At 67.7% G+C, this 25,384-nt stretch carries 22 protein-coding genes; 14 read left to right on the top strand and 8 right to left on the bottom strand.

Features of this window, described 5'->3' with window-relative positions:
* Positions 1-48: 48 nt before the first annotated feature.
* Positions 49-519: a VOC family protein gene (locus AB0B25_RS22615; protein ID WP_357182746.1), complete on the bottom strand. Its 471-nt coding sequence runs from the start codon at positions 517-519 to the stop codon at positions 49-51.
* On the opposite strand from AB0B25_RS22615, the gene AB0B25_RS22610 reads away from it, so the two are divergent.
* From AB0B25_RS22610 to AB0B25_RS22600, 3 genes are all read left to right on the top strand, one after another.
* Complete coding sequence (locus AB0B25_RS22610; RefSeq protein ID WP_357182743.1) at positions 518-1,474, top strand: AraC family transcriptional regulator; 957 nt, start codon at positions 518-520, stop codon at positions 1,472-1,474. The genes AB0B25_RS22615 and AB0B25_RS22610 overlap by 2 nt on opposite strands.
* A 77-nt stretch (positions 1,475-1,551) precedes the next feature.
* Positions 1,552-1,965 carry a DoxX family membrane protein gene (locus AB0B25_RS22605; RefSeq protein WP_357182740.1) on the top strand — a complete coding sequence of 138 codons (414 nt, stop codon included), beginning with the start codon at positions 1,552-1,554 and terminating at the stop codon, positions 1,963-1,965.
* A 483-nt stretch (positions 1,966-2,448) separates the two neighbouring features.
* Positions 2,449-2,901 carry a universal stress protein gene (locus tag AB0B25_RS22600; protein WP_357182738.1) on the top strand — a complete coding sequence of 151 codons (453 nt, stop codon included), beginning with the start codon at positions 2,449-2,451 and terminating at the stop codon, positions 2,899-2,901.
* Between the two features lie 76 nt (positions 2,902-2,977).
* Here the strand turns inward: AB0B25_RS22600 and AB0B25_RS22595 are convergent, their stop codons facing one another.
* Entirely contained in the window at positions 2,978-5,188 is a 2,211-nt protein-coding gene (locus tag AB0B25_RS22595) for an ATP-binding domain-containing protein (protein WP_357182782.1), read from the bottom strand.
* A gap of 440 nt (positions 5,189-5,628) precedes the next feature.
* Entirely contained in the window at positions 5,629-6,975 is a 1,347-nt protein-coding gene (locus AB0B25_RS22590; RefSeq protein WP_357182735.1) for a diguanylate cyclase, read from the bottom strand.
* 279 nt (positions 6,976-7,254) lie between these two features.
* On the opposite strand from AB0B25_RS22590, the gene AB0B25_RS22585 reads away from it, so the two are divergent.
* Entirely contained in the window at positions 7,255-8,397 is a 1,143-nt protein-coding gene (locus AB0B25_RS22585; RefSeq protein ID WP_357182779.1) for a beta-ketoacyl synthase N-terminal-like domain-containing protein, read from the top strand.
* 269 nt (positions 8,398-8,666) lie between these two features.
* Positions 8,667-11,663 carry an excinuclease ABC subunit UvrA gene (gene uvrA, locus AB0B25_RS22580; protein ID WP_357182732.1) on the top strand — a complete coding sequence of 999 codons (2,997 nt, stop codon included), beginning with the start codon at positions 8,667-8,669 and terminating at the stop codon, positions 11,661-11,663.
* A 189-nt stretch (positions 11,664-11,852) separates the two neighbouring features.
* Here uvrA and AB0B25_RS22575 read toward each other — a convergent pair whose 3' ends face one another.
* From AB0B25_RS22575 to AB0B25_RS22560, 4 genes are all read right to left on the bottom strand, one after another.
* The gene (locus AB0B25_RS22575) at positions 11,853-13,376 is read right to left on the bottom strand and encodes an FAD-dependent monooxygenase (protein WP_357182729.1); all 1,524 of its coding nucleotides are present in this window, start codon (positions 13,374-13,376) and stop codon (positions 11,853-11,855) included.
* Between the two features lie 44 nt (positions 13,377-13,420).
* Positions 13,421-14,035 (bottom strand): TetR family transcriptional regulator, encoded by a 615-nt coding sequence (locus AB0B25_RS22570; RefSeq protein ID WP_357182726.1) that lies wholly within the window; start codon positions 14,033-14,035, stop codon positions 13,421-13,423.
* Positions 14,036-14,120: 85 nt separating this feature from the next.
* Positions 14,121-14,462 carry a DUF1844 domain-containing protein gene (locus tag AB0B25_RS22565; RefSeq protein WP_357182724.1) on the bottom strand — a complete coding sequence of 114 codons (342 nt, stop codon included), beginning with the start codon at positions 14,460-14,462 and terminating at the stop codon, positions 14,121-14,123.
* A 5-nt stretch (positions 14,463-14,467) separates the two neighbouring features.
* Positions 14,468-14,995 (bottom strand): DinB family protein, encoded by a 528-nt coding sequence (locus tag AB0B25_RS22560; protein WP_357182721.1) that lies wholly within the window; start codon positions 14,993-14,995, stop codon positions 14,468-14,470.
* 348 nt (positions 14,996-15,343) lie between these two features.
* On the opposite strand from AB0B25_RS22560, the gene infC reads away from it, so the two are divergent.
* From infC to AB0B25_RS22540, 4 genes are all read left to right on the top strand, one after another.
* Positions 15,344-16,009, top strand: a complete 666-nt coding sequence (infC, locus tag AB0B25_RS22555) for a translation initiation factor IF-3 (protein ID WP_357079097.1) — start codon at positions 15,344-15,346, stop codon at positions 16,007-16,009.
* Positions 16,010-16,066: 57 nt separating this feature from the next.
* Positions 16,067-16,261, top strand: a complete 195-nt coding sequence (gene rpmI, locus AB0B25_RS22550; protein ID WP_357079038.1) for a 50S ribosomal protein L35 — start codon at positions 16,067-16,069, stop codon at positions 16,259-16,261.
* A gap of 113 nt (positions 16,262-16,374) precedes the next feature.
* The gene (gene rplT, locus AB0B25_RS22545) at positions 16,375-16,755 is read left to right on the top strand and encodes a 50S ribosomal protein L20 (protein WP_357182718.1); all 381 of its coding nucleotides are present in this window, start codon (positions 16,375-16,377) and stop codon (positions 16,753-16,755) included.
* Positions 16,756-16,869: 114 nt separating this feature from the next.
* On the top strand, positions 16,870-17,673 hold the full coding sequence (locus AB0B25_RS22540) for an RNA methyltransferase (RefSeq protein WP_357182776.1): 804 nt from the start codon (positions 16,870-16,872) through the stop codon (positions 17,671-17,673).
* A 106-nt stretch (positions 17,674-17,779) separates the two neighbouring features.
* On the opposite strand, the gene AB0B25_RS22535 is transcribed toward AB0B25_RS22540, so the two are convergent.
* Positions 17,780-18,358, bottom strand: coding sequence for a TetR/AcrR family transcriptional regulator (locus AB0B25_RS22535; protein ID WP_357182715.1), 579 nt, complete (start codon positions 18,356-18,358; stop codon positions 17,780-17,782).
* A 39-nt stretch (positions 18,359-18,397) separates the two neighbouring features.
* Between AB0B25_RS22535 and AB0B25_RS22530 the strand changes: the two genes are divergently transcribed.
* From AB0B25_RS22530 to AB0B25_RS22510, 5 genes are all read left to right on the top strand, one after another.
* On the top strand, positions 18,398-19,894 hold the full coding sequence (locus tag AB0B25_RS22530) for an MFS transporter (RefSeq protein WP_357182712.1): 1,497 nt from the start codon (positions 18,398-18,400) through the stop codon (positions 19,892-19,894).
* Between the two features lie 376 nt (positions 19,895-20,270).
* The gene (gene pheS, locus AB0B25_RS22525; protein WP_357182709.1) at positions 20,271-21,332 is read left to right on the top strand and encodes a phenylalanine--tRNA ligase subunit alpha; all 1,062 of its coding nucleotides are present in this window, start codon (positions 20,271-20,273) and stop codon (positions 21,330-21,332) included.
* Positions 21,333-21,365: 33 nt separating this feature from the next.
* A complete protein-coding gene (gene pheT / locus AB0B25_RS22520; protein WP_357182706.1) occupies positions 21,366-23,894 on the top strand; it encodes a phenylalanine--tRNA ligase subunit beta in 2,529 nt (842 codons plus the stop codon).
* 149 nt (positions 23,895-24,043) lie between these two features.
* Complete coding sequence (locus AB0B25_RS22515; protein WP_357182773.1) at positions 24,044-24,808, top strand: alpha/beta hydrolase; 765 nt, start codon at positions 24,044-24,046, stop codon at positions 24,806-24,808.
* A gap of 37 nt (positions 24,809-24,845) precedes the next feature.
* Complete coding sequence (locus AB0B25_RS22510; protein ID WP_357182703.1) at positions 24,846-25,364, top strand: hypothetical protein; 519 nt, start codon at positions 24,846-24,848, stop codon at positions 25,362-25,364.
* Positions 25,365-25,384 lie beyond the last annotated feature (20 nt).

Here is a 25,384-nt window from a genome sequence, read left to right as displayed (position 1 = left end):
CTGCCGCCGCGGTTCAGGCATTGCCCGGCCGCGGCGGCGCCGGGGTGGTCAGCTCTGCGTGGCCATCCACTCGTTGACGCGGCGCTCGGCTTCGGCCCGCGAGACCTCTTCTACCTTGGTGAGCACCGCCCAGCGGTGGCCGAACGGGTCGATGACCACGCCGTAGCGGTCGCCGGTGACAAAGGTCTGCGGTTCCTCCACGCTGCGGGCGCCGTGTTCGACGGCGCGCCGCACCACCGCGTCGACATCGGGGCAGTAGTGCACGATCGAGGTGTGCACCCACTCGCCATTCGGGGCGAGCACGCCGCTGTCCGGGATGGGCATACCCATTTGCAGCGTCGAGTCGCCGAACTTCAGTTCGGCATGGGCGGGCTGACCGTCGGGCAGATCGTTGCGGCTGAGTACCTCGGCGCCGAAGACGGCGGTGTAGAAATCGATGGCCTTGTTGCCGTCGCCCACCGCGAGGAAGCAGGTGATCGAGTGGTAGCCGTCGGCGATCGGATTCACTGTGTTCGTCATGTCCTCAACTCTTGTCGACCGTGGACCGCCGGTCTTGGAAGAAGGCGACATCGTGCCGAACCGTGCTGAATCGGGCGCTGCCGAGCCGGCTCCGGCTCGCACGCCGTCGATACCCAGCGATACCAAGGGCATCCTGCATCCGGACGAACAGGCCAAGCATCGCTCCCTGGTCCGGTGCCCGCCGAGCCCGACGGTGGATCGCTACGTCGAGTGGTACTGGTCTGTGCGGTGGGATCTGCGCGGCCGGCCGCCGTATCGCGCTGAAGTGCTGTCGTATCCGAGCGTGAACGTCACCTTCGAACGGTCCGACACGCGGACCGGCGGATTCGTGAACGGGGTGTGCACCACCAAATTCGTCCGCGAACTCGGCGGGCTCGGAGAGACGTTCGGTATTCGCTTCCGGGCCGGCGGTTTCGGTGCATTCACCGGACTCGACGTCGGCTCGTTTCGGGACTGCTCCGTCGATATCGCCGACGTCATGCCCGATGCGGGCGAGTTGACCGAGCGTGTGCTCGATGCCGCCACCGATGAGCGACGCCGCGCCGTCGTCGAGGAATACCTCACGGGCAGGCCGGTAGCGGACGACCCGACCTATCGACTGGTGTTGCGCATCGTCGAGGCGATGGCCACCGAGCTGGAACTCACCAGGGTGGATCAGATCACCGATCGCTTCGGCGTCCCCACTCGCACCCTGCAGCGCATGTTCCGCCGGTATGTCGGCGCCGGGCCGAAATGGGTATTGCGCCGCTATCGGTTGCAGGACGGCGCCGACTTGCTCGCCAAAGGGCGCACCGCCGATCTGGCCGCATTGGCCGCGGAGCTGGGATACTTCGACCAGGCGCACTTCTCGCGGGAGTTCACCGCGGAAGTCGGAATGGCTCCATTGGAATATGCCAAGAATTCACTACGCTCCCGAAACGAAGTAACTGCGAAGGTAACGCCGACCAGAATATAGTCGCTGGGAGGAGCATATTCATTCGGCCAGGTGGCCGGACGTCGCGCTATCGACCGTCAACAGACAGGGAGCTGGATATGGATGTCGTGGTGTTGATCGGACGGGTGTTGTTCTCGCTGCTCTTCTTGGGCTCCGCGTTCGGGCACTTCGCTCAGACGGATGCGATGGCGGAGTTCGCGCAGAGCCGGGGCATCCCGATGGCGAAGATCGCCGTGCTGGCCTCCGGGGTGCTGTTCGGGCTCGGTGGCCTCAGCGTTTTGCTCGGTGTGTGGGCCGATCTCGGGTCACTGTTGCTGGCGGTCCTCCTACTGCCGACCGCCTTTCTGATGCACGGATTCTGGAAGGAGACCGATGCGCAGACCAAACAGGTCGAGATGGTCTCCTTCAACAAGGATGTCGCATTGGCGGGCGCCGCACTGACGCTGTTCGCGTTCTTCGCGCATGTCGACGACCTCGGATTGACCATCACCGGCCCGCTTTTCGACCTCTGAGCGCACGGCCGCACTGATCCAGCGCATCCTTTTCCTGCCAGGGAGTAACGCATGGACCTCATCGCAGCTATTCTCAGCATATTCTGGGCCCACTACCGGCCGTGGCCGTAGTAGCGGGTATTCCGGGCCAGATCGGCCCGTCTCGGTGCGTGATTCACGTGGCGAGGCGGGCCGATTTTCGTGTGTTGGCGCCAGCCGTGTGACGGGTATCCGGACGCTGCGGCGCCGTTCCCCGCGATTGTGTCGAATCACATATTCCGAATGTCTAATTCGGGTTTGCGACTGGTCGGCGCAAATTTTTGGGCATTCGCCGGCGCGCTCGTGGCGGGAATGGCGGAACATCCGAGTGTGATGTGTTGCGATTTCGGATATTTCCGCACCGATGTGCCGCTAGGGTCGAGCCCAGTCGCCGCGCCGACATCCCGGCCCGGCTGGGAGGAGACCGGATGCGGCTCCCGACCCACCGCATAGTTGGAGGAGAGAATGACCGCCTACCGGACCATTGTCGTCGGTACCGATGGCTCGGACTCGTCGTATGTCGCCGTCGAGAAGGCCGCCGCTCTGGCTGGAGTGTCCGTCGCGACCCTGGTCGTGGCGTGCGCGTACTACCCGATCGACGATCGCGATCTCGCCGCTGCTACCGATGTGCTCAAGGAGGAGGCATACCAGGTCCGGGGTTCCGCGCCGACCAGCGAGATCCTGCGCGTCGCGCGGGACCGGGCCCTCGCCGCCGGCGCCGTCGACATCGTCGAGCGTGCCATGGTCGGCGAGCCGGTGGAGTCGCTGCTGGCACTGGTCAAGGAGGTCGACGCCGATCTGCTGGTAGTCGGCAACCGAGGCCTGAACACCCTGGCGGGCCGGCTGCTCGGCTCGGTGCCCTCCGACGTCGCGCGCAAATCGCGCTCGGATGTGCTGATCGTGCACACGGTGCGCTGAGCACGCCACGACGACATGCTCCGCGCACCGCGTTCTGCGATGTGGCACGGAGCATTTCGCGGGTCGGTGGGATCCGTCAGCGCAGCCTGCCGAGCACATCAGGTAGCTCGGTGCTGTATACCACACCGAGGCGTTGCGTGGCGCGGGTGAGCGCGACGTAGAGATCGTTGAGCCCGCGCGGCGATTCGTCGACGATGCCCTGCGGTTCTACCAGGTAGACCGCGTCGAACTCCAAACCCTTCACGTCGTGCACGGTCAGCACCCGCACCGACGTGCCCGCGAGATCGGCCAGCGGCGCCACCCATCCGTGCGGCGCGATCACCGCCGTGGTGCCCGGCCCGGATTCGGCGCCGACCAGCCGGGCGACCTCGGCATACACCTCATCGGGAGCGACCAGGTAGGCGCTGGGTACGCCATCGGTCTCGCGGACCGATCGCGGCGCTACCGCCGTGGCATCGATCGCGGCCAGCACGTCCGCGGCGACGTTCATGATCTCCGCGGGGGTGCGGTAGTTGACCGTCAGCTCGGTCAGCTTCCACCGCGTGGCCACATAGGGCTCCAGCATCCGCTGCCACGACGACGCCCCCGCCGGATCGCCGGTCTGTGCGACGTCGCCCACCACGGTGATCCACCGGTTCGGAATGCGCCGCATCACCATGCGCCACGCCATTTCCGACAGCTCCTGCGCCTCGTCCACGATGACGTGCCCGTAGGTCCAGGTGCGGTCGCCCGCGGCGCGTTCCGCGGTGGTCTGACGAGTGCGGAAGTCCTGGCGTTCGGCCAGCTGGCCCGCGTCGATCAGGTCGTAGGCCATCAAGATCTCCGGATCGAGTTCGTCCTCGAGGTCCTGCGGCGCGGAGCCGGTCAGGATGTCCAGCGCGTCCTGCGCTTCGGCCAGTTGGGCGCGCCAGCGGCGGCGGGCGCGCTCACGCTCCTCGGCGTCGTCGACGCCGAGCAACTCGGCCAGCTCGTCCAGCAGCGGCGCGTCGGCGGCGCTGAACTCGCCATTGTCCGGCCGCACCAGCTCGGCACGGTCGGCAGGGTCGAGCGCGGACGCGACCCGATCCAGTCGCTTCGGGTCGGCGAACAAGTCGGCGAGCACCTCCTGCGGGGACAGGATCGGCCACAGCGCGCCGATGGCGGCCTGGATCTCCGGGTCCGCGCGCATCTCGTCCCGGATCTCGGTGAGATCGGCCGAACTGAGCAGGCTGGTCCCGCCGGAGAGATCGGCACCCATGGTCTGTGCGAGCTGGTCGGTCAGCGTATCGATCACCGAACTGGCGAAAATCGGCCGGGCAAGGTTGTGCGGACGGCGCGAGGAACGCGCGCGGCCACGGGCCCTGGTCACGATCTTGCGGTCGAGGGTGACCGGATAGCCGTCGAAGCTCAGGCGGATCGGTGCGGCGGGAACCTCCTGGCGGTCGCGCACCGCCTGCTTGAGCACCTCGAGAATCGCGAGCGAGCCTTTGATCTCGCCCGCGCGCAGTGAGTCCTCGCGGGTCGCCTTCACCCCCGGGTACAGGTCGCCGATGGTGGACAGCAGCACACCGGTCTCGCCCAGCGAGGGGAGCACCTGGCCGATGTAATCGAGGAACGTGGCATTCGGCCCGATGATCAGCACGCCGCTCTTGGCCAACTGTTGGCGGTAGGTGTAGAGCAGGTAGGCGGCGCGGTGCAGCGCGACGGCGGTCTTGCCGGTGCCCGGCCCGCCCTGCACGACGAGCACGCTCTTGTGCTCGGAGCGGATGATCGCGTCCTGCTCGTGCTGGATGGTCTCCACGATGTCGTTCATATGGCCGGTGCGGGCGGCGTTGAGCGCGGCGAGCAGGGCGCTTTCGCTGCCGACGCCGCCATCGGCGTTGGCGACGCCGTCCCGGCGGGCGGCGTCCAGGTCGAGGTACTCGTCGTTGACCGCGGTCACCATGCGGTTGCGCGTGCGGATGTGGCGGCGCCGGGTCACACCATCCGGTGCGGCGGTGGTGGCCAGGTAGAACGGCCGGGCCAACGGGGCTCGCCAATCCAGCAGCAAGCTCTCGTAGTCGTCCTTCTCGTCGAGGATGCCGAGCCTGCCGATGTAGCGGTACTCCTCCTGCTCGCCGTCGAGGTCGATCCGGCCGAAACACAGACCGTGTTCGGCGGCATCGTATTTCGCGAGGTCCTCGGTGTAGAGCTGGCTGAAGGATTCTCGCTCGCTGCGGGCTTGCGGGGTGCCGCCGGTCTCCAGTAGCACGGTGCGCAAGCGATTGCGCGCGTAGTGGCGCATCTCGTCGAGCCGGTCGTACAGCACGGACAAGTAGGCCTGTTCCTGCTCGGTCTCGCGAGCCCGCTCGGGCTCGTTCCGGGGGGCCGGCCTCGGCGTGCCGTTGCCGGTATCCGCGGTGGCCGCACGGTTCTGTGTGAGGTCGGGCAAACTGAACTCCTTGTCACCGCGATGAGCCGTGTCGGTGCCCGGGCCGGGCACGTGAACGCTCGGAAAACAGAGTTGTCGAGTCTACTGTGATCGCGACAGGCGCGCCGTAACCGCAGGTGAAGCCCGGGTGACGGCATGGCGTCGACCTCGTTGTCCGCTGCAGGCCGCGCCGCGGTCGACATGCTCGACCACCGGCCGGGGTTATCGAAGTGAGGTAACACGTCGCGGTGGCGCCGGTATTCCGGCAACCGGCGCACGCCGACGACATGATCGTCGAGCGGATTCCGCTCCACCCGCTGGAGAGGCTGCCCGACCGGTCAGGACGCGTGGGTGTTGTTCGGCCTGCGGCCCTTGCTGACCGTGCCCTCGCGATGTCCGGGCGGCTTGGCGCGGTACATCGCCAGGTCCGCGTCGTGGAGCACGGCCTCGGGGGTACGGCCGTCGCCGATGCTCAGCGCGGTGACGCCGATCGAGGCGTTCACCTCGATACGGTGCCCACGCGCGACGATCGGCTCGGCCATGGTCGAGCGCAGCCGGATCACCAACGCGTCGATGTCCACCTGGCGGGTGCGGCCGGACAACAGGACGAGGAACTCGTCGCCACCGAGTCTGCCGACGATGTCGTCGCTGCGCAGCGCGCGCTGCAGCCGTTGCGCGACGATCTGCAGCACGGTGTCCCCGATGGCGTGGCCGAGGCTGTCGTTGATCGACTTGAACCCGTCCAGGTCGATGAACAGCACGGTGGACACCGGCAGTTCCTCGATGGTGGCCAGCGCGGCCGCGAGCTGGGACAGGATCAGCGAGCGGTTGGCCAGCCCGGTGAGCGGGTCATGCGTGGCCTGATACTCCAGTTGCCGCCGACTGGCCCGGAATTCGGTGATGTCGGCGAAGGACGAGACCGCCGACGAGCGTGGGTCGCCCGGGTTGAGCAGGCGACTGCTGCCCGACAGCCAGCGCCGCTGGCCGTCCACCCGGTCGACGCCGAAGATGTAGCCGGTGATCGTCTCACCGGTGGCGAGCGTGCGCGCGATGGGGTGGCGGGTCGGCGGCAGCGGCTGAGCGTTCGCGTCCAGCAGCACCAGCGGCAGCGACTGGATGGTCCGCCCCGCCAGCTGTTCATCCGGTCCCTCGGTACCGAAGATGTGCTTGGCCGCCGGGTTCATCGATTCGATCCGTCCCTCCGGATCGATCACCACGACGCCTTCCTCCAACTGGGAGACGACCGTGGTGAAGTACTGTTCGGCCCTGCGCTGCGCGGCCTCGGCCTCCCGCTGGGCAGTGAGGTCGTGGATGACCACCTGGTAGGCGAGGTGGTCGTGCCAGGCGGTCAGTACCGACACCGTTTCGACCGGGACGCTGACGCCGTCGACCCGCATCAGCATCATCTCGGTCGGTTGGGAGGCGGCGCCCGCCGTGGTCAGCGTGCTGATGCGGTCCTGCATCGCGGGAATCGAGGTCGGATGGACGAACTTGGTCAGCGGCTGGCCGATCACCTCGTCGGCGCTCTCGGCGGCGAGTAGGCGGACGGTCGCGGGGTTCACGTAGACGACCGTGCCTCGCTCGTGCACACAGATGCCGTCTGGTGTGTGCTCGACCAGCGAACGATAGCGCTCAGCTATTTGGGCGGTGGCGTCAACCGCGGCGGCTGCTCTTTCCTCAACCACTCGAACCCCCGATCGTCGACCCGATGATGGCCATTGGAACACGGGATTATTCTGGTATCGACGTGTACAAGGTCACACCGTCAATGTTATTGCTTCGGTCACCGTCCGGGCAGTTTGTCCGGTTTGATCTGGTGATCATTACAGAGCCCGGTTTCTCCGACGAAGTCGGGCCGACCGTTGGTCGGCCCGGAGAACCGGCGAAGGAGCGAGACTATGCCGGGCGCTGACCCGAACAAGGCCCCGCGGTTCCGCACGGACATACCGCAGCGTCGAGACCGTATGACCATAGCCGGGATCGGTGCGGTAACCGGGTACGGCTGGGGCCGCGAAACTTTCTGGCAGGGACTGCTGAGCGGTGCGTCGGCCGCGTCCACGCAGAGCGGCTACGGGCCGGGACGGGACCAGGATGCCTGGGTGTCGCTGGTACCCGACGGTGGCGACCCGCAGGTCAGCGCCAGCCGGTACGGGCGTGCCGTGCACGCGGCGGCACGAGAGGCGATCACGGACGCGCGCGACCGCGGCTGGCAGCCCGGCCGCACCGTGGGGTTGCTGCACGCGATCGTGCTCGGCGACGTGGCGAACTGGCGTGATTTCTACCTCATCGACAACGGTCATCGGCGCTCCCGCGATTATCTGCCGCTGCTGCCGTCCACGCCGATTTCGGTGCTTCTGCAGGAATTCGGTTTCCACGGTCCGACGATGAATGTGTCCGCGGCGTGCAGTTCTGCCAATGTCGCGCTGATCACCGCGAAACTCTGGTTGAACGCGGGGATGGCCGACGATGTGCTCTGCGTCGCCACCGATCTCTCCGCAACCCCGGACATGGTGGAGCATTTCGTTCAGCTGGGCGCCTCGGTCGCCGACGCCGAGCCCCTGCAGGCGTGCCGGCCCTTCCAAGCCGGCAGCCGTGGATTCGGGATCGGTGAGGCCTCGGTCGCCTTTGTGCTGACCCGTTCGGCGGACCGACCTTATGCCGCTGTGCTCGGCGGCGCCATGACCAACGACGCCTATCACGTCATTTCCGTCGACCCGAGCCATGAGCGGATTCTCGACTGCGCCCGCCGCGCCCTCGCCGACGCGGGGGTGCGGGCGACGGACGTGACCTACTTCAACGCCCACGGCAGCGGGACCCGGCAATGCGATGTGGCCGAACACCATCTGGTCGGGCATGTGTTCGCCGACCGTCCGCACATTTATGCGCTGAAACCGCTGGTAGGCCACTGTCAGGGCGCGTCGGCCGCGGTCGAGGTGGCCGCGGCGGCCTTGAGTTATGACCGCGGCATCGTGCCCGCGGCCCCGATCGTGGCGTCGGCACATCCACGTCTACTGGACGGCGCTGCGGCGTTCGAGGGCGGCATCACCGCGAAGCTTTCCCTGGGGATGGGCGGCAATAATTCCGTCGTGCTGCTCGGCGCCGCCTGATCCGCGCGTCGTCGTTCGGTCGTGGTAGCGGTGGGCCGCGGCGGCCGGGGCCTACCTGCATCGGAATGGCGGGCGGCGTCGAGCCGTTGACCCGGTGGGCCGTGCGCGCGATCCTTCGGAGGGGTCCGGCTCGGTCCGGCATGTGCGACCGCCGAGGTCCCGCCGACCATCGAGGGCGCACACGGCCCGCGAAACCTGTCGGTGCCCACGCCTAGCATGGCTGACGGGGGTATGTCTGGACGCCGAACACGAATGAGAAGGGACGGCTTGTGGCGGAACGCCTCACTGTGCGCGGAGCTCGGGAGCACAACCTGAAGGGGGTCGATCTGGATCTGCCCCGCGACAGCCTCATCGTGTTCACCGGCTTGTCCGGTTCCGGCAAGTCGAGCCTGGCCTTCGACACGATTTTCGCGGAGGGGCAGCGGCGCTACGTGGAATCGCTGTCGGCGTACGCGCGGCAGTTCCTCGGCCAGATGGACAAGCCCGACGTCGATTTCATCGAGGGTCTCTCGCCCGCGGTCTCGATCGACCAGAAGTCCACCAACCGCAATCCGCGCTCGACCGTCGGCACCATCACGGAGGTATACGACTACCTGCGTCTGCTCTACGCGCGGGCGGGCACGCCGCACTGCCCGGTGTGCGGTGAACTTATCGCCAAGCAGACCCCACAGCAGATCGTCGACCAGGTGCTCGTGATGGAGGAGGGGGTCCGCTTCCAGGTGCTCGCCCCTGTGGTGCGCACCCGCAAAGGCGAGTTCGTCGACCTGTTCGATCAATTGAACACGCAGGGTTACTCGCGGGTCCGGGTCGACGGCGTGGTGTACCCGCTCACCGATCCACCGAAGCTGAAGAAACAGGAGAAGCACGACGTCGAGGTGGTGGTCGACCGTCTGGCGGTGAAGCCGAATTCCAAGCAGCGCCTGACCGATTCGATCGAGACCGCGCTGCGGCTGGCCGATGGCATCGTGGTGCTGGACTTCGTGGACCGCGACGAGCACGCGCACGATCGGGAGCGCCGCTTCTCCGAACGTCTGGCCTGCCCGAACGGTCATCCGCTCGACATCGAGGATTTGGAACCGCGCTCGTTCTCGTTCAACTCGCCCTACGGCGCGTGCCCGGACTGCACAGGGCTGGGCATCCGCAAGGAGGTCGACCCGGATCTTGTGGTGCCCGACCCGGCGCTGAGCCTGAACGAGGGCGCGATCGCCCCGTGGTCGCGTGGCCAGACCGCCGAATATTTCACCAGATTGCTGTCCGGTCTCGCCGAGTCCATCGGTTTCTCCATGGATACCCCGTGGCAGGACCTGCCACTGAAAGCGCGCAAGGCGGTGCTGGAAGGCAGCGCCGACCAAGTGCACGTCTCCTACACCAATCGCTATGGCCGAAAGCGTTCGTACTACGCCGATTTCGAGGGTGTGATGCCGTTTCTGCAGCGGCGCATGGACAACACCGAGTCCGAGCAGATGAAGGAGCACTACGACGGGTACATGCGGGATATTCCGTGCCCGGTGTGCAACGGCGCGCGCCTGCGGCCGGAGATCCTCGCTGTCACCATCGCCGCCAACGGCGACAACAAGTCCATCGCCGAGGTCAGCGACCTGTCCATCGGCGATTGCTCGGCGTTCCTGAACTCGCTGACCCTGGGGGAGCGCGAGGCCGCCATCGCGGGACAGGTGCTCAAGGAGGTCCAGGCGCGGCTCGGCTTCCTGCTCGACGTCGGACTGGAGTACCTGACGCTGTCCCGCGCGGCCGCGACGCTGTCCGGCGGCGAGGCGCAGCGCATTCGACTCGCCACTCAGATCGGCTCCGGACTGGTCGGCGTGCTCTACGTGCTCGACGAGCCCTCCATCGGCCTGCATCAGCGGGACAACCGCCGGCTCATCGAGACCCTCACGCGGCTGCGCGATCTCGGCAACACGCTGATCGTGGTCGAGCACGACGAGGACACCATCCGCGCCTCCGACTGGGTCGTCGATATCGGCCCGCTCGCGGGCGAGCACGGCGGCACGGTGGTGCACAGCGGGCCCTATCAGGAGCTGCTCACCGACCCGAATTCGCTGACCGGCGCGTATCTTTCGGGCCGCGAGCGGATCGAGGTGCCGTTGGTGCGCCGCCCGGTCGCGAAGAAACGGCAGCTGACGGTGGTCGGGGCGAACGAGCACAACCTGAGGGGCATCGACGTCAGCTTCCCGCTCGGCGTGGTCACCGCGGTCACCGGCGTCTCGGGATCGGGCAAGTCGACGCTGGTGAACGACATCCTGGCAACGGTGCTGGCGAACCGCCTCAACGGCGCGCGGCAGGTGCCGGGCAGGCACACCAGGGTCAACGGCCTCGACCACCTGGACAAACTGGTGCAGGTGGACCAGTCGCCGATCGGCCGCACCCCGCGTTCGAATCCGGCCACCTACACGGGCGTATTCGACAAGATTCGCACGCTGTTCGCGGCCACCACGGAGGCGAAGGTACGCGGCTATCAGCCGGGCCGGTTCTCGTTCAACGTCAAGGGCGGTCGCTGCGAGGCATGCTCCGGCGACGGCACGCTGAAGATCGAGATGAACTTCCTGCCCGATGTCTACGTTCCGTGCGAGGTCTGTCACGGCGCGCGCTACAACCGGGAAACCCTCGAGGTGCACTACAAGGGCAAGACCATCGCCGAGGTGCTGGACATGTCGATCGAGGAGGCCGCCGACTTCTTCGAGCCGGTCACCTCGATCCACCGATATCTCAAGACATTGGTGGACGTCGGCCTCGGCTATGTGCGCCTCGGGCAGAGCGCGCCGACCCTCTCCGGCGGTGAGGCCCAGCGCGTCAAACTGGCCGCCGAGCTGCAGAAACGTTCCACCGGCCGCACGGTGTACATCCTGGACGAGCCCACCACCGGACTGCACTTCGAGGACATCCGCAAGCTGCTCGCCGTCATCAACGGCTTGGTCGACAAGGGCAATACGGTGATCGTCATCGAGCACAACCTGGACGTCATCAAGACCTCCGATTGGGTGATCGACATGGGCCCGGAGGGCGGCTCCGGCGGCGGCACCGTGGTGGCCGAGGGCACACCGGAAGATATCGCCGCCGCTACGGACAGCTACACCGGCCAATTCCTGCGTGACGTGCTGGCGGTCAACTCGTCCGTACCCGAGATCGCGGCGAAGAAGTCCACGGCAGCAAAGTCCACGGCAGCGAAGTCCACGGCAGCCAAGTCCACGACAGCGAAGCCGGCCAAGGCCACGAAGCGGGTGGCAAAGAAGGCGGCGGCGGTCGGCTGACGTGTCATCCTGCGACGGTCCACCGGAGGGGTGAACCCGTCCTAGGTTCGTCGGCCCCCGTGCGCCGGTGCCGCGAGCCGCGCGGTTGTCGTCATGGCGTTGATGCAGGTCGATAGGGGCTGCGGAATTTCTGGCCCGGAACGTCGAGGGCCCGATTCCTCGGGTACTCGTGCGCGACGTGTCAGCTGTTCAGTCGAGCAGGGCCGTCCCGAACCAGCGGGCGAGCGCGTTTCCTGGACCACGCGTGTCTGCGGTGTCGTCCGCGACCCACACCACGTAGCCATCCGGCCTTATCAGCAGCGCGTCCGCCGGGGCATCGGCGCACGTACCGACCACGGTGTCGACGCGATCACGCCAGCCGTACGCGGCGTCGGCACAGCGACCGCCGGTCAGATCGAGCAAGACCGGGCGCGCACCATGCAGGAGTTCGGCGACGCGTCGCCCGTCGGTGAGGGTGAGTTCGGGTACCAGACGTCCGGCGAGCGGGTGGGTATCGCCGGTGTCGTACCGCACATCGGATCCGGCGAGCAGGTGCGCGAAGTACCTGGCCGCCTCCGGCAGGTGGAGAAGTTCGCCGAACAACGCGCGCAACGCGGTCACCTCGGGACCGGGTGCCATGAGCGCGGTCTGCGCTATCGACTGCATCATCACTCGTTCACCAACTGGATACCGCTCGGTCTGATAGGTGTCGAGCAGATCCGCCGGGGCCCATCCGTTCACCTGCGCGGCGAGCTTCCAGCCCAGGTTGATCGTGTCCTGAAGTCCGAGGTTGAGGCCGGGGCCGCCCATGGCGGAGTGGACGTGCGCGGCATCGCCCAGCAGGATGACGTTTCCGTCGCGGTAGCGGTCGGCCTGCCGGGTGTTCTGGCCCTGGACGCGTCGCAGTGCGTGCGGTCCTGCGCCCCGCGGCGGCTCGATCGGCAGGTCGACCCCGAGCACCCGGCGCAGGCTCACCCGCAGTTCATCGAAGGTCATGGGTGTTTCGTCCGGCGCGCCGGCGTCGAACTCCATGGTGGCGATGAGCGGACGTCCCGGTTCGAGCTCGGCGAAGACGAACCCGCCGCGTTCGAGGCGGTTGTGGCCGAACGGAAGTCGGCCGAACCCGGGGATGTCGACACCGCCGTCGGCGGTGCGGAGCTGGTCGGGCAGCCACACGTGCCCCATCCGGTTGACCGTGTCGGAGGTGTGCCCGGGAAAGCCGATGCCGACACTTTTGCGAATCAGGCTCTTCCCGCCGTCGGCGCCGACCAGGTACCGCGTACGCAGGGTATAGGTCCCGTCGGGCCCGGTGACCGTGACGGTGGCCCCGGAATCGTCGCGATCCAGCCCGATCACCTCGTGTCCCCATCGGATCGCCACGCCGAGCCCCCGCACGTGCTTCTCCAGTAGTCGAACCAGCCGAGGTTGCGGCATCACCATCCCGTGCATCGGGTTGTCCGCGACTGGATCGAACGACACCGGCATCCCGCTGAACATGTAGGCCGGAATCGGCGTCGGCGCGCCGGCCGCGCCCCCGAACTCGTGGTAGAGCCCGCGCAGATCCAGCAGGCGGATCACTTGGCCGACCAGGCCGTTGGCCTTCGGCTCGGTACTCGGCTCGGAGAGCTGGTCCAGCACGAGCGGGCGGATGCCTGCGAGCGCGAGCTCGGCGGCGAGCAGGAGACCGTTCGGTCCGGCGCCGGAAATGACGACGTCGACAGGGTTTTCGGGCATGGCGAGGACGCCCCTTCTCTCTCGATGGATGTGGTCGTGCGCGGTCAGCGCGGGGGATCGGGGAGGCCCGCGGCGATATCGGACAGGGCGCTGCGGAGCACGGTGGTGATCGGCACCGGGGGATCGGCATGGGCATAGGCCACCATGGTCGCCTCGCCGACGGCGGCGATCACGCCCGCGACGAGACGCGGATAGAGGTCTCGGTGTGGGTCGGTTCCGGTGCGCGCGGCGATCACCTCGGCCCAGTCCTCGGCCGCCTCCTTGGCGATCGCGAAGTGCAGTTCTGGAACGGTGAGCAGTGTGCGGATCTCGGCCAGCTGCGCCGGGGTCGGCGTTGTCTCCGCGGCGCCGTCGGCCTCGAGTGGTTCCAGCAGTGCCGCGGAGACGGCGGTCCAGAGCGGTTCGTCCGCGGGTCGAGCGCGCAGGCAGGCGACGCTGCGTCGGATGCGCTCGGTCTGGCGGTAGGCCAGTGCGTCGAATTTGCCGGTGAAGTAGTTGGTGAAGGTCCGCACCGATACGCCGGCTCGCGCCGCGATGTCCTCGCGGGTGACTCGTTCGAGTCCGCGTTCGAAGGCCAATTGCAGCGCTGCGTCACTCAGTGCGCGACGTGTGTCGCGTTTCTTGCGTTCGCGCAGGCCGAGTGTTTGTTCTTCGGACATGCCGCCAGAATACAGCTAAAACATGCCCAATGGGCAAAATTTCCCGAAGGGAAATTTTCTGCTGGCTTCGGCTCGGCGGCGGGAGTCAGTAGACCGGGCCGGTGTACTTCTCGCCTGGACCTTTTCCTGGTTCGTCGGGGTGGGCGGAGGTTTCGCGGAAGGCGCGTTGCAAGGACTGCAGCCCTTCCCGGATCGGTCCGGCATGGGGGCCGAGATACTCCACCGACGCGGTGACCAGTCCGGCCAGTGCGGTGATCACGCGCCGAGCCTCGTCCAGATCGCGACGTGGGCTGGCGTCCGGGTTCTCGTCGGCGAGCCCGAGTTTCTCCGCCGCCGAACTCATCAGCATTACGGCGGCGCGGCTGATCACCTCGACCGCGGGGATGTCGGCCAGTTCGCGCACGGAGGTGTCGGGCTCTTCAGTCATGTCGTTCAGGCTAGCGACGCCGCGCGCAGCATCCGGAGGTGGCCGATCTCTGCGATGTTCTTCATCAACTCCGCGTTCACCCACCCGGCCAGATGCGCAAGGGTCAATCCGGCATCGGCTGGCCACGGATAGGTGGCCGCCCGGTCCAGTTCGACTTCGGTGAGTCCGTCGAGCACTCGCAACCATCGCTCGCGCAGGTTGTGGAGGCCGGCGATCGCCGCGGCGCCTGAGCCCGGCCAGGGCACCTGATCCCGCGCGGAGGGGGGTCGTCCCTCGGCGTGGTCGATCGCCGTGCTCCACCACCACTCGATGTGCCAGGTGAGCCAGCCGATCGTCGGGACAGGGAGGGGGTCGGGTTCGGTATCGGCCCAATCCGGCCGCCACATCCCGTCGGCCTCCGGGCGTACCGTCCAGACGAGCTCGGCGGGCTCCCAGAGAAAGTCACCGTGTGTGAGCGCGTCGAGGTGGATCCCGGCGAGCGACCAGGTCAGATCGAACTGCCAGCGCAGCAGGTCGCGGCGTGATGTGAGCATCGGGGGAGGGTGGCACGCGCAGAGCCGGCCGGCAAGGGATTATCCGGGGTTTTCCGGCCGATTCGGTGATAGTCGAATGGAATGTTAGACTGCCTGCTGACGACCACCCCGGGCTTGCTCGGGGTCTGATAAGTGGAGCCCGACTCCCACCGTTGCCGACGAGTGATCGTCCGGTCAAACGGTCCGGTCACCCGTCCTTTCGAGGGCGGGTTTCTTGTGCCTCGGTTCTCGTGGGAGGACCGTCGCGCGGGAGTCGATCCGAGAGTTCTCGTGATCGGCGATCGGTCGACCTCGGGTCCCGTGCGGAATATCGCATCGGGGCCTTTGTGTTGAACAGGGGTTGCAGTTATTGCGTGCGGTCGTCCGACCACACCGCTTGACCTAGGAGGCCCCATCAGCACTGAGACCCGCATCAACGATCGCATCCGTGTTCCCGAAGTCCGGCTCATCGGACCTGGCGGCGAGCAGGTTGGGATCGTGCGTGTTGAAGATGCACTACGCGTCGCCCTCGAAGCCGACCTCGATCTGGTCGAGGTGGCCCCGGACGCTCGTCCGCCGGTCTGCAAGATCATGGACTACGGCAAGTTCAAGTACGAGACGGCGCAGAAGGCGCGCGAGTCCCGGAAGAACCAGCAGCAGACCGTGATCAAGGAGCAGAAGCTCCGCCCCAAGATCGACGACCACGACTACGAGACCAAGAAGCGCAATGTTGTCCGCTTCCTCGAGGCCGGGTCGAAGGTCAAGGTGACGATCATGTTCCGGGGTCGCGAACAGTCCAGGCCCGAACTCGGGTTCCGGCTGCTGCAGCGGCTGGCCTCCGACGTCGCCGACCTGGGTTTCGTGGAAACCTCGGCCAAGCAGGACGGTCGCAATATGACCATGGTCCTCGCCCCGCACAAGGGTGCGAAGACGCGGGTGAAGGCGCAGCAGGAGTCGGCCCCGCGCCCGGCGCCCAGCGCCGCGCCGGCCGGTGCGCCGGCCGCGGAGCAGGCCGAAGCGGCGCCTCCGCAGTAACAGCGATCAGAACACCGGCGGTCCTGGCGGGCCGCCGGCACGACAGATAGAGGAATCATGCCGAAGATGAAGCGCCACAGCGGCGCCTCGAAGCGATTCAAGTTGTCCGGTAAAGGCAAGCTGATTCGCCAGCAGGCCAACCGTCGCCACCTGTTGGAGCACAAGCCGACCCGTCGGACCCGTCGTCTGGACGGCACGGAGGTCGTCGCGGCTGCCGACGTCCGTCGCGTGAAGAAGCTGCTCGCTATCTGATTGCGCTGCTGCGCAGACTAGCTACCAGCACATCGCGACCGGAGACGCTCCGGCGCCAACCCCGACCAATTTCCGGGCGCTGCCCGCGCCCCCAGATCGAACAGGACTGACCAGTGGCACGCGTCAAAAGGGCCGTCAACGCTCAGAAGAAGCGCCGTTCCATCCTCGAGGCCTCCAAGGGCTACCGCGGCCAGCGCTCGCGGCTGTACCGCAAGGCCAAGGAACAGCAGCTGCACTCGCTCACCTACGCCTACCGGGACCGCCGGGCGCGCAAGGGCGATTTCCGCAAGCTGTGGATTGCCCGCATCAACGCCGCGGCGCGGATCAACGACATCACCTACAACCGCTTCATCCAGGGCCTGAAGGCCGCCGGTGTGGAGGTGGACCGCAAGATCCTGGCCGAGCTCGCGGTATCGGATGCCGATGCGTTCGCCGGTCTCGTCGCGGTCGCCAAGGCCGCCCTGCCGCAGGACGTCAACGCTCCGGCGGCATGAGCGAACGACTCATCGGACGCGGTGCCCTCGGGGCATGATCGAGCCGAGCGTCGGCGAGGCGTAGTAGTCATGAGCCGCAATCCGTTGACACCCGGACACCTGCCGAAACGGCCCGTGGAGGCGCTCAGCGAGCGCAATCCGCGGGTCGTTTCCGCTGTCAAGCTGCACCGCAGCGCGCAGCGCAAGAAAGAGGGCCGATTCCTTGCCGAGGGTGCCAATGCCGTCGCCGCGGCACTGGACACCGGGCGAGTGCGCGAGCTGTTCTACTCGACGACCGCCGCGGAGCGCGAGCACGCGCTGATCGCCGGCGCGGCCGCCGCGGGGGTCCGCACCACACTGGTCGGTGACCGCGCTGCGCAGCATCTGAGCGAAACTGTCACGGCGCCGGGATTGGTCGCGGTGTGCGACCTGCTCGACGTGCCCTTGGCGCGCATACTCGACACCGGCCCGCGAATGCTGGCTGTGCCTGTCGAGATGGCCGAGCCGGGCAATGCCGGAACGCTCGTCCGAGTCGCCGATTCGGTCGGCGCGGACGGTGTTGTGCTGGCGGGGGACACTGTCGATCCGCACAACGGGAAGTGCGTGCGGGCCAGCGCGGGCAGCATTTTCCATGTGCCGATCGCGCGGCACCGGGATGCCGCGTCAGCGCTGGATGCGATCGCGGCGGCGGGCATCACCATTCTCGCGACCGCCGCGAACGGCGAGGTCGACTTGGATGACGCCGATGAACTTTTCACCCAGCCGGTCGCGTGGCTGTTCGGCAACGAGGCACACGGCTTGGACCTCGCGGTGGCGGAGCGCGCCGATCATCGCCTTCGTATCCCGATTCGCGGCCGCGCGGAAAGCCTGAATCTGGCCACCGCGGCCGCGATCTGCCTCTACGCGAACTCACGCGTGCGCTATCGCGTGGAATCCTGATCCCCCTCCCGTCGCACCGGCTGCCTGTCCTGGAGGTCACCGAATCGCGGACACCGAGCGGTGTGGCTGCGCGGAGACCGGGCCGCGGGAAAGACTGCCTGACAGGTCAATCCCCGTTGTTTCCGAGATCCGCCAGAATCTGCTGCGCCCATGGTGTGGGCACGGCGTCGGGCCCCGCGACTCGCATTGCGCTCATCACCGTGAGCAGCATCCCGGTGGCCAGGAACCGACGCGCCTCGGATTCCGGGGCGCCGGTCAGGTCCCGCGCCAGGGCGTAGATCCGGCCGAAGCGTGCGCGCACGTCATCGCCGATCTCGGGATCCGTGCTGGCGGCGAAGCCGTGGAGCAGCAGTTGGAGCAGCTCTCGCTCGGCGAGGAACGTCTTGTAGCCCTTGCCCAGCGCGAGGAGCGCCTCTTCGGGGCTTGTCGCAGGGGGTGCTTGGGCGCGCGAGGATCTGAAGATCTCCTCGATCCGGTCGCAGGCGCGGTGTAGCGCGGCGAGGAACAACTGCCGCTTGGTGCCGAAGAGTCGAATGACGTACGGCTGCGAAACGCCCGCGCGCCTGGCGATTTCGTCGGTCTTGGTGGCCGCGTAGCCGGATTCTGCGAACGCGTCGACGGCCGCGCGCAGCACCTCCTCGCCGCGTTCGGTGGCGGTCATCCTGGTTCTGGTCGAACGCGCCATCGTGGTGCTCCGTCTCCTCTGCTCGGTGCCGACCTTGACATGTTATCAGTCAATGCATACGCTTCCGGCCGACAGTTAGTTATCAGTCAATTACAACAAGGATTCGCCATGACCGAGTCTCTCGAAACCCTCGCGGTACCAGTCGAACCGCCCGCGGCCGCCCTCGGCGGACGTGCGCTGGCCGCCGTGCTGGCCGCCGTCGGCATCCCGATGTTCATGGTCACGCTGGACAACCTGGTCGTCACCAACGCGCTGCCGGTGATCCGCACCGCGCTGGGCGCCTCGCTGACCGATCTGCAGTGGTTCGTGAACGCCTATACGCTGTCGTTCGCCTCGCTGCTGCTCACCGCGTCCGCCATCGGGGACCGCCTCGGCAGGCGGAGGGTCTTCCTCGCGGGCATCGCGCTGTTCACGCTGGCATCCGCGGCGTGTGCGCTGGCGACCGGGCCGGTCCTGCTGATCGCCGCGCGGGCGATTCAGGGCTTCGGCGCGGCGGCGGTGATGCCGCTGTCGCTGACGTTGCTCTCGGCGGCTGTTCCGGAGCGGATGCGCAACGCCGCCATCGGCATCTGGGGTGGTATCGCCGGTCTCGGCGTCGCGCTCGGTCCACTCATCGGCGGGGCGGTGGTGGACGGATTGAGTTGGCAGTGGATCTTCTGGCTGAACGTGCCCGTAGGGCTCGCGGCGCTGCCCTTCGCGGCGCGGGTGCTCGCCGAGTCGCACGGCCACAATCGTCGCCTCGATCCGCTCGGGCTGCTGCTCTCGGCGGGCGGCGTGCTCGCGGTGGTGTGGGGCGTGATCCACGGCTCCGACGACGGCTGGACCTCGACGGGCGTGCTGGTCGCGCTGATCGGCGGTGTCGCGCTGCTGGCCGGCCTGATCGGCTGGGAACTGCGCACGCCGGAGCCGATGCTGCCGCTGCGGCTGTTCCATTCCCGGGCGTTCAGTGTGAGCAACATCGTCGGATTCGCGTTCTCGGTCGGGGTGTTCGGTTCGATCTTTTTGCTCGCGCAATACTTTCAGGTGGTGCAGGGCTACCGCCCACTGGAATCAGGCCTGCGCACGATGCCGTGGACCATGGCGCCGATGGTGGTAGCGCCGATCGCCGGCCTGCTGGTCGACCGGGTGGGCGCCCGCACCCTGATCGCCACCGGTCAGGTGCTGCTCGCCGCGGCGCTGGCCTGGATGGCGGCGATCACGTCGGTGGACGCCGACTATGGCGCATTCGTCGCACCGTTCCTGCTCGCCGGCGTGGGTATGGGGCTGACCTTCGCACCGGCGTCGACCATTGTCATGGCCAGCGCCACCGCGGCGGATCAGGCCATGGCCTCGGGCACCAACAACACAGTCCGTGAGGTCGGCGTGGCGATGGGCGTCGCGGTACTGGCGTCGGTCTTCGCCTCGCATGGTTCGTACCTCAGCCCGCAGGGCTATGTCGACGGGCTGGTGCCCGCGATAGCGGTCGGGGCGGCGATCGTGGCGGTCGGCGCGCTGGTGTCGTTGCTGCTGCCGCGCCGCGTGACGTCGTCCGACTGACATCGTCAGACGTTCCCTCCTGTTGCTTCGGCGGGAGGGCGCTGCGCGCAGTGCGGCAATGTCGGGGCGGTGCTGATCGGAAGCGGGTACGAATCGCGGTTTCCGCGCGATCGGAGAACCTCCTGCTCGGCCGTGGCGAAACCGTGACGACACGCCGTTGCGCGGGAATCGCCGAAGGGACCCCGCGCGGCGCGCTATCAGCCCGCTTCGGAGGTGCGGCCTGGGATGACGACGTTCTAGCAGACCGCTTGGTCTGTGGTAGCGGGTAATCCGCGTGAATCGCGCACAAGCCATCGAATACGATTCGACCAGCAGCAATGCGGGTAGGCGATCAGCCGTGCCCGCGAATCGATCCCCAGGGGAGAGACGGAGAATCGTGGCCGACGACATCGACGCAGGCGAGCAGAACGCGGCGCTGACCGAGGAGGCACTGGCCGCAGCCGCGGCGGCCGCCGAGAAAGCGTTCGCCGCAGCCGCCGATCTGGATGCGCTCGCGGTCGCGAAAACCGAGCATCTCGGCGGCAAAGCGCCGCTGGCCTTGGCGCAGCGCGCGCTGGGCAGTCTGCCGAAATCGGCCAAGGCCGATGCGGGCAAGCGGGTGAATATCGCTCGGGCCCGGGTATCGGAGGCATTCGAGGTCCGCCGCGCCGCGCTGTTGGCCGCGCGTGATGCCGCCGTACTGGTCGCCGAGGCCATCGACGTGACGCTGCCCGCGCGCCGCAGCGCTGTCGGTGCCCGGCACCCGATCACGATCATTTCCGAGCAGATCGCCGACGTATTCGTCGCGATGGGCTGGGAGGTCGCCGAGGGTCCCGAAGTGGAGACCGAGCACTTCAACTTCGATGCGCTGAACTTCCTGCCCGACCACCCGGCACGCACCATGCAGGACACCTTCCACATTGCGCCGGAGGGTTCGCGCCAGGTGCTGCGGACGCACACTTCTCCGGTACAAGTGCGCTCGATGCTGGAGCGCGACCTGCCGATCTACGTGGTATGCCCCGGTCGGACCTTCCGCACCGACGAGTTGGACGCCACGCACACGCCGGTGTTCTCGCAGGTCGAGGGGTTGGCGGTGGACAAGGGCCTGACCATGGGGCACCTGCGCGGCACCCTGGACGCGTTCGCGCGGGCACTGTTCGGTCCCGATACCCGTACTCGCATGCGCCCCAACTACTTTCCGTTCACCGAGCCCTCCGCCGAGGTCGACGTGTGGTTCCCGGACAAGAAGGGCGGCGCGGGCTGGGTCGAATGGGGCGGCTGCGGCATGGTGAACCCGAAGGTGCTGATCGCCAGTGGGATCGATCCCGAGGTGTACAGCGGGTTCGCGTTCGGCATGGGCATGGAGCGGACCTTGCAGTTCCGCAACGGCATCCCGGACATGCGCGACATCGTCGAAGGGGACGTGCGGTTCACGCTGCCCTTCGGTATCCGGTCCTGAACCCACCCTTCGATCGAGAGAGCGAAACGTCAAGTGCGAGTAGCGCAGTCCTGGCTCACCGACATCATCCAGCGCACCACCCCGCAGTGGTCGGTGACGCCGGAGGAGCTCGACGCGGGATTCGTCCGGGTCGGACTGGAGGTCGAAGAGGTCGACAAGCTCCAGCGGGTCACCGGTGACCCGAACGCGAGCGCGGCGGGATCGGACATCGAGCGGCCGTTGGTGGTCGGCCGGGTTCTGGAGATCACCGAGCTGACCGAGTTCAAGAAGCCGATCCGCTTCTGCAAGGTCGATATCGGTAATCCCGAGCCGCAGGAGATCATCTGTGGTGCGCGGAATTTCGTGGTCGGCGACCTGGTGGTCGTAGTCCTGCCCGGCGGCGTGCTGCCCGACGGGTTCACGATCACCTCGCGCAAGACCTACGGCCATGTCTCGCACGGCATGATCTGCTCGGTGGCCGAACTCGGGATCGGCAAGGATCATTCCGGAATCCTGATCCTGGAGCCGGGCACCGCCGAGCCGGGTACCGACGCCAACGAGCTGCTCGGCCTGGATGACACCGTCATCGAGCTGAACATCACGCCCGATCGCGGCTACTGCTTCTCGGTGCGCGGCCTGGCCCGCGAACTGGCGTGTGGTTTCGATCTCGACTATGCCGACCCGGCCGTGCGGACGCTGGCGGACGACGATCGCGACGCCTGGGCCATTCGAGTCGAGCCGAGTTCCCAATGCATTCGTTTCGCGGCGCGCCGGGTCATCGGTATCGACCCGACAGCGGTGAGCCCCTGGTGGCTGCAGCGCAGATTGCTGTTGTCCGGTGTGCGCCCGATCTCGCCCGCGGTCGATGTCACCAACTATGTGATGCTCGAACTCGGTCAGCCGCTGCACGCGTTCGACGCGGCGAAGGTGTCCGGCGAGCTGGTGGTCCGCACCGCGAACCAGGGCGAGAGTTTGCGCACCCTCGACGATGTCGAGCGGGTGCTCGATGTCGAGGATGTGGTGATCGCCGACGACTCCGGGGTGGTCTCGCTGGCCGGTGTGATGGGCGGCGCAAGCACCGAGGTCGGCGCCGAGAGTACCGACATCCTGCTCGAGGCGGCCGTCTGGAACCCGCTGCTGGTCTATCGCACCGCGCGCAGGCACAAGCTGGTGTCCGAGGCCGGCAAGCGCTACGAGCGGGTCGTCGATCCCGAGATCAATGTCATCGCGCTGGATCGGGCGGCCACGCTGCTCGCCGAAATCGCCGGTGGCACCGTTGAATCCGCGCTGACCGATCTTCGTGTCCCGACCCCGGCGGCCGAGCCGATTCGCATCGATATCGACTTGGCCGACCGCGTCGCGGGCGTCATTTACCCGACCGGGACCTCGGCGCGCCGTCTGGCCCAGATCGGCTGCGCCGTCGAGGTCGGTGTCAGCGATTCCGGACACGGTCAACTGGTGGTCACGCCGCCGAGCTGGCGCCCCGATCTGGCCCAGCCCGCCGATCTGGTGGAGGAAGTGCTGCGGCTGGAGGGGCTCGAGCAGATCCCGTCCGTGCTGCCGGCCGCGCCGGCCGGGCGCGGGCTCACGTCGGCGCAGCTGCGCCGACGCGCGGTGAGTCGCGCGTTGGCCTTCGCGGGCTGTGTAGAGGTGCCGCCGCCGGTATTCTTGCCCGCCGGGGTGTTCGATACTTGGGGTCTGGACGCGGACGACCCGCGGCGCACCACCACGCGCGTGCTGAACCCGCTCGATGTCGAACGCGCCGAGCTGGCCACGACGTTGCTGCCCGGCCTGCTCGAGGTGGCTGCCCGGAATATCTCGCGCGGCGCGCGCGACGGCGCCATCTACGGCATCGCGCAGGTCGTGCTGCCCGGACCGAACACCAGGCCGGTCGCGGCGCTGCCGGTGGATCGGCGACCCACCGACGACCAGATCGCCGAATTGCTCGACTCGCTGCCCGCCCAGCCGGTACACGTCGCCGCTGTTCTGACCGGGCGTCGTGAGCCCCGCGGACCGTGGGGGCAGGGCCGCGCTGCTGAAGCCGCCGACGCATTCGCCCTCGCCGATGCCGTGGCAGACGCGGCCGGAGTGATCATCGAGCGCCGCGCCGCCGCCTATCTGCCGTGGCACCCCGGCCGCTGTGCCGAGCTGGTCGTCGAAGGAACGGTCGTCGGCTACGCGGGCGAACTGCACCCTGCCGTGTTGGAACGATCCGGTCTGCCGCCGCGCACCTGTGCCCTCGAACTCGATCTGGACGCCCTGCCGTTGCGGGAATCCCGGCCGGTTCCGACCGTGTCGCCGTTCCCCGCGGTGCTGCAGGACGTCTCGGTGAGCGTCGGGAAGGCGATCCCGGCGGCGTCGGTGGAGTCGGCGTTGCGCACCGGCGGCGGCGATCTGCTGGAGGACATCGCGCTGTTCGACGTGTACGAAGGCGCCCAGGCGGGGGAGGGACGCAAGTCGCTCACCTACGCCCTGCGCTTCCGCGCCACCGACCGGACGCTGACCGAGGACGAGGCGAGCGCGGCGCGCGACGCGGCCGTCGCGGCGGCAGCCGACGCCGTCGGCGCGGTATTGCGTGGCTGATCCACGCCGTTCGTCGAGACCGTGCGGCCACGAGGCCGCACGGCCTCGACGTCCGTGCCGCGCAACCTGTGCCTGCTCGGACGCCGTAGCGAAGCGAACAGCGCGACCTGCGTGCCCCCACGGCGCCGACAGGGAGTAAGAACGTGGGCATGCGACATCCGGCCAGTCCGATCCTGAACGCACTGACCTACCTGCCGGAGCGGGCGGTGCTGCAGACCCCGGCCCTGCTCGGCATGGATTACACCGAGCTGTCGCCGCGCACGACGGATGGGGAGACGCTGCACGCCTGGTGGATTCCCGCGCGAGGCTCGATCGGACACATTCTGTTCGCGCATGGCAACGCGGGCAACATCGGCGACCGGTTGCCGATCTTCGCCTTGCTCACCGAGGCCGGATTCGACGTGCTGGCATTCGATTACCGCGGCTACGGGCGCAGCACCGGCAGGCCTACCGAGCACGGCACCTATCTCGATGCCAGGGCCGCGCGCCAGGCGCTGCTGGCGCGACCGGAAGTCGACCCGAGCCGGGTGCTGTACTTGGGCAAGTCGCTCGGCGGCGGCGTCGCGCTCGAACTGGCGCAGGAACATCCGCCGGCTGGACTCATGCTGATGTCCACGTTCACCGGTATCCGGGACGCGGCCCGCTCGGTGTATCCGTTCCTGCCCGCCCCACTCGTGCCGAACGCCTATCCGAGCGAGCGCCGCATCCGCGCGCTGCGCGCCCCGGTGCTGATCATGCACGGCGATCAGGATGAACTGTTGCCGCTGCGGCATGCCGAACGGCTCTACGCCGCGGCGCCGGAGCCGAAACGGCTCGTCGTGTTCCCGGGCGCGGGGCACAACGACTTGATCGTCGTCGGCGGCTCGGCCTGGTACGAACTCGTTCGCGACTGGGCGGGCGCCCTGGTCCGATGAACCGCGCGCGGTAGGTGTGACTGCGTAGCCTGGCGGTATGACGGACAAGAGCGAGATCGCGGGGCGGTTGGCGGCGCTGTCCGACCCGGAATTGGCCGGGGTTGTGCTGGTCGCGACGGCGGAACGTCCCGGTTTCGCGATGGTGCGCGCGGCATTGCTCGGACTCGTCGAGAGTGGTGATGCGGGGGCGGCGGTCGATGTGAGTCCGGACACGTCGGGTGTGCCCACCGCCGGCCCCACGGCGGCGCCGGACAGATCCGGGCAGGTCGCACGCATGTCCGGGGAACCGGCGGGCCCGGTGCCGCCGTCGGGTGTCCCGACGTCCACATCGAGCGGTGGATATTCGTCATCCGGTGTTCCTACTTTCGAGTCAGTTCGCGATAAGGTCGAGCAGCGTTTCGGCACCGCGCAGGGGATGGACGAGCTCGACCGGCAGACCCCGGCGGGCCGTGGCGTGGACGAACAATGGCAGGCGCGCGAGAAAGCCGCGCGTGAGCGCCTGGATCGGATACGGAAATCGTTGCGCGGCAACGACCTCGAAACACGCGAACCGTAGTCTCGCCCGGGCGCACCGGA

Origin of the sequence: Nocardia sp. NPDC049190 (assembly GCF_040648115.1) — a bacterium.
Classification (GTDB): domain Bacteria; phylum Actinomycetota; class Actinomycetes; order Mycobacteriales; family Mycobacteriaceae; genus Nocardia.
The sequence above is the reverse complement of the archived record's forward strand: the minus strand, read 5'-3'. Positions and strand labels throughout refer to the sequence as shown.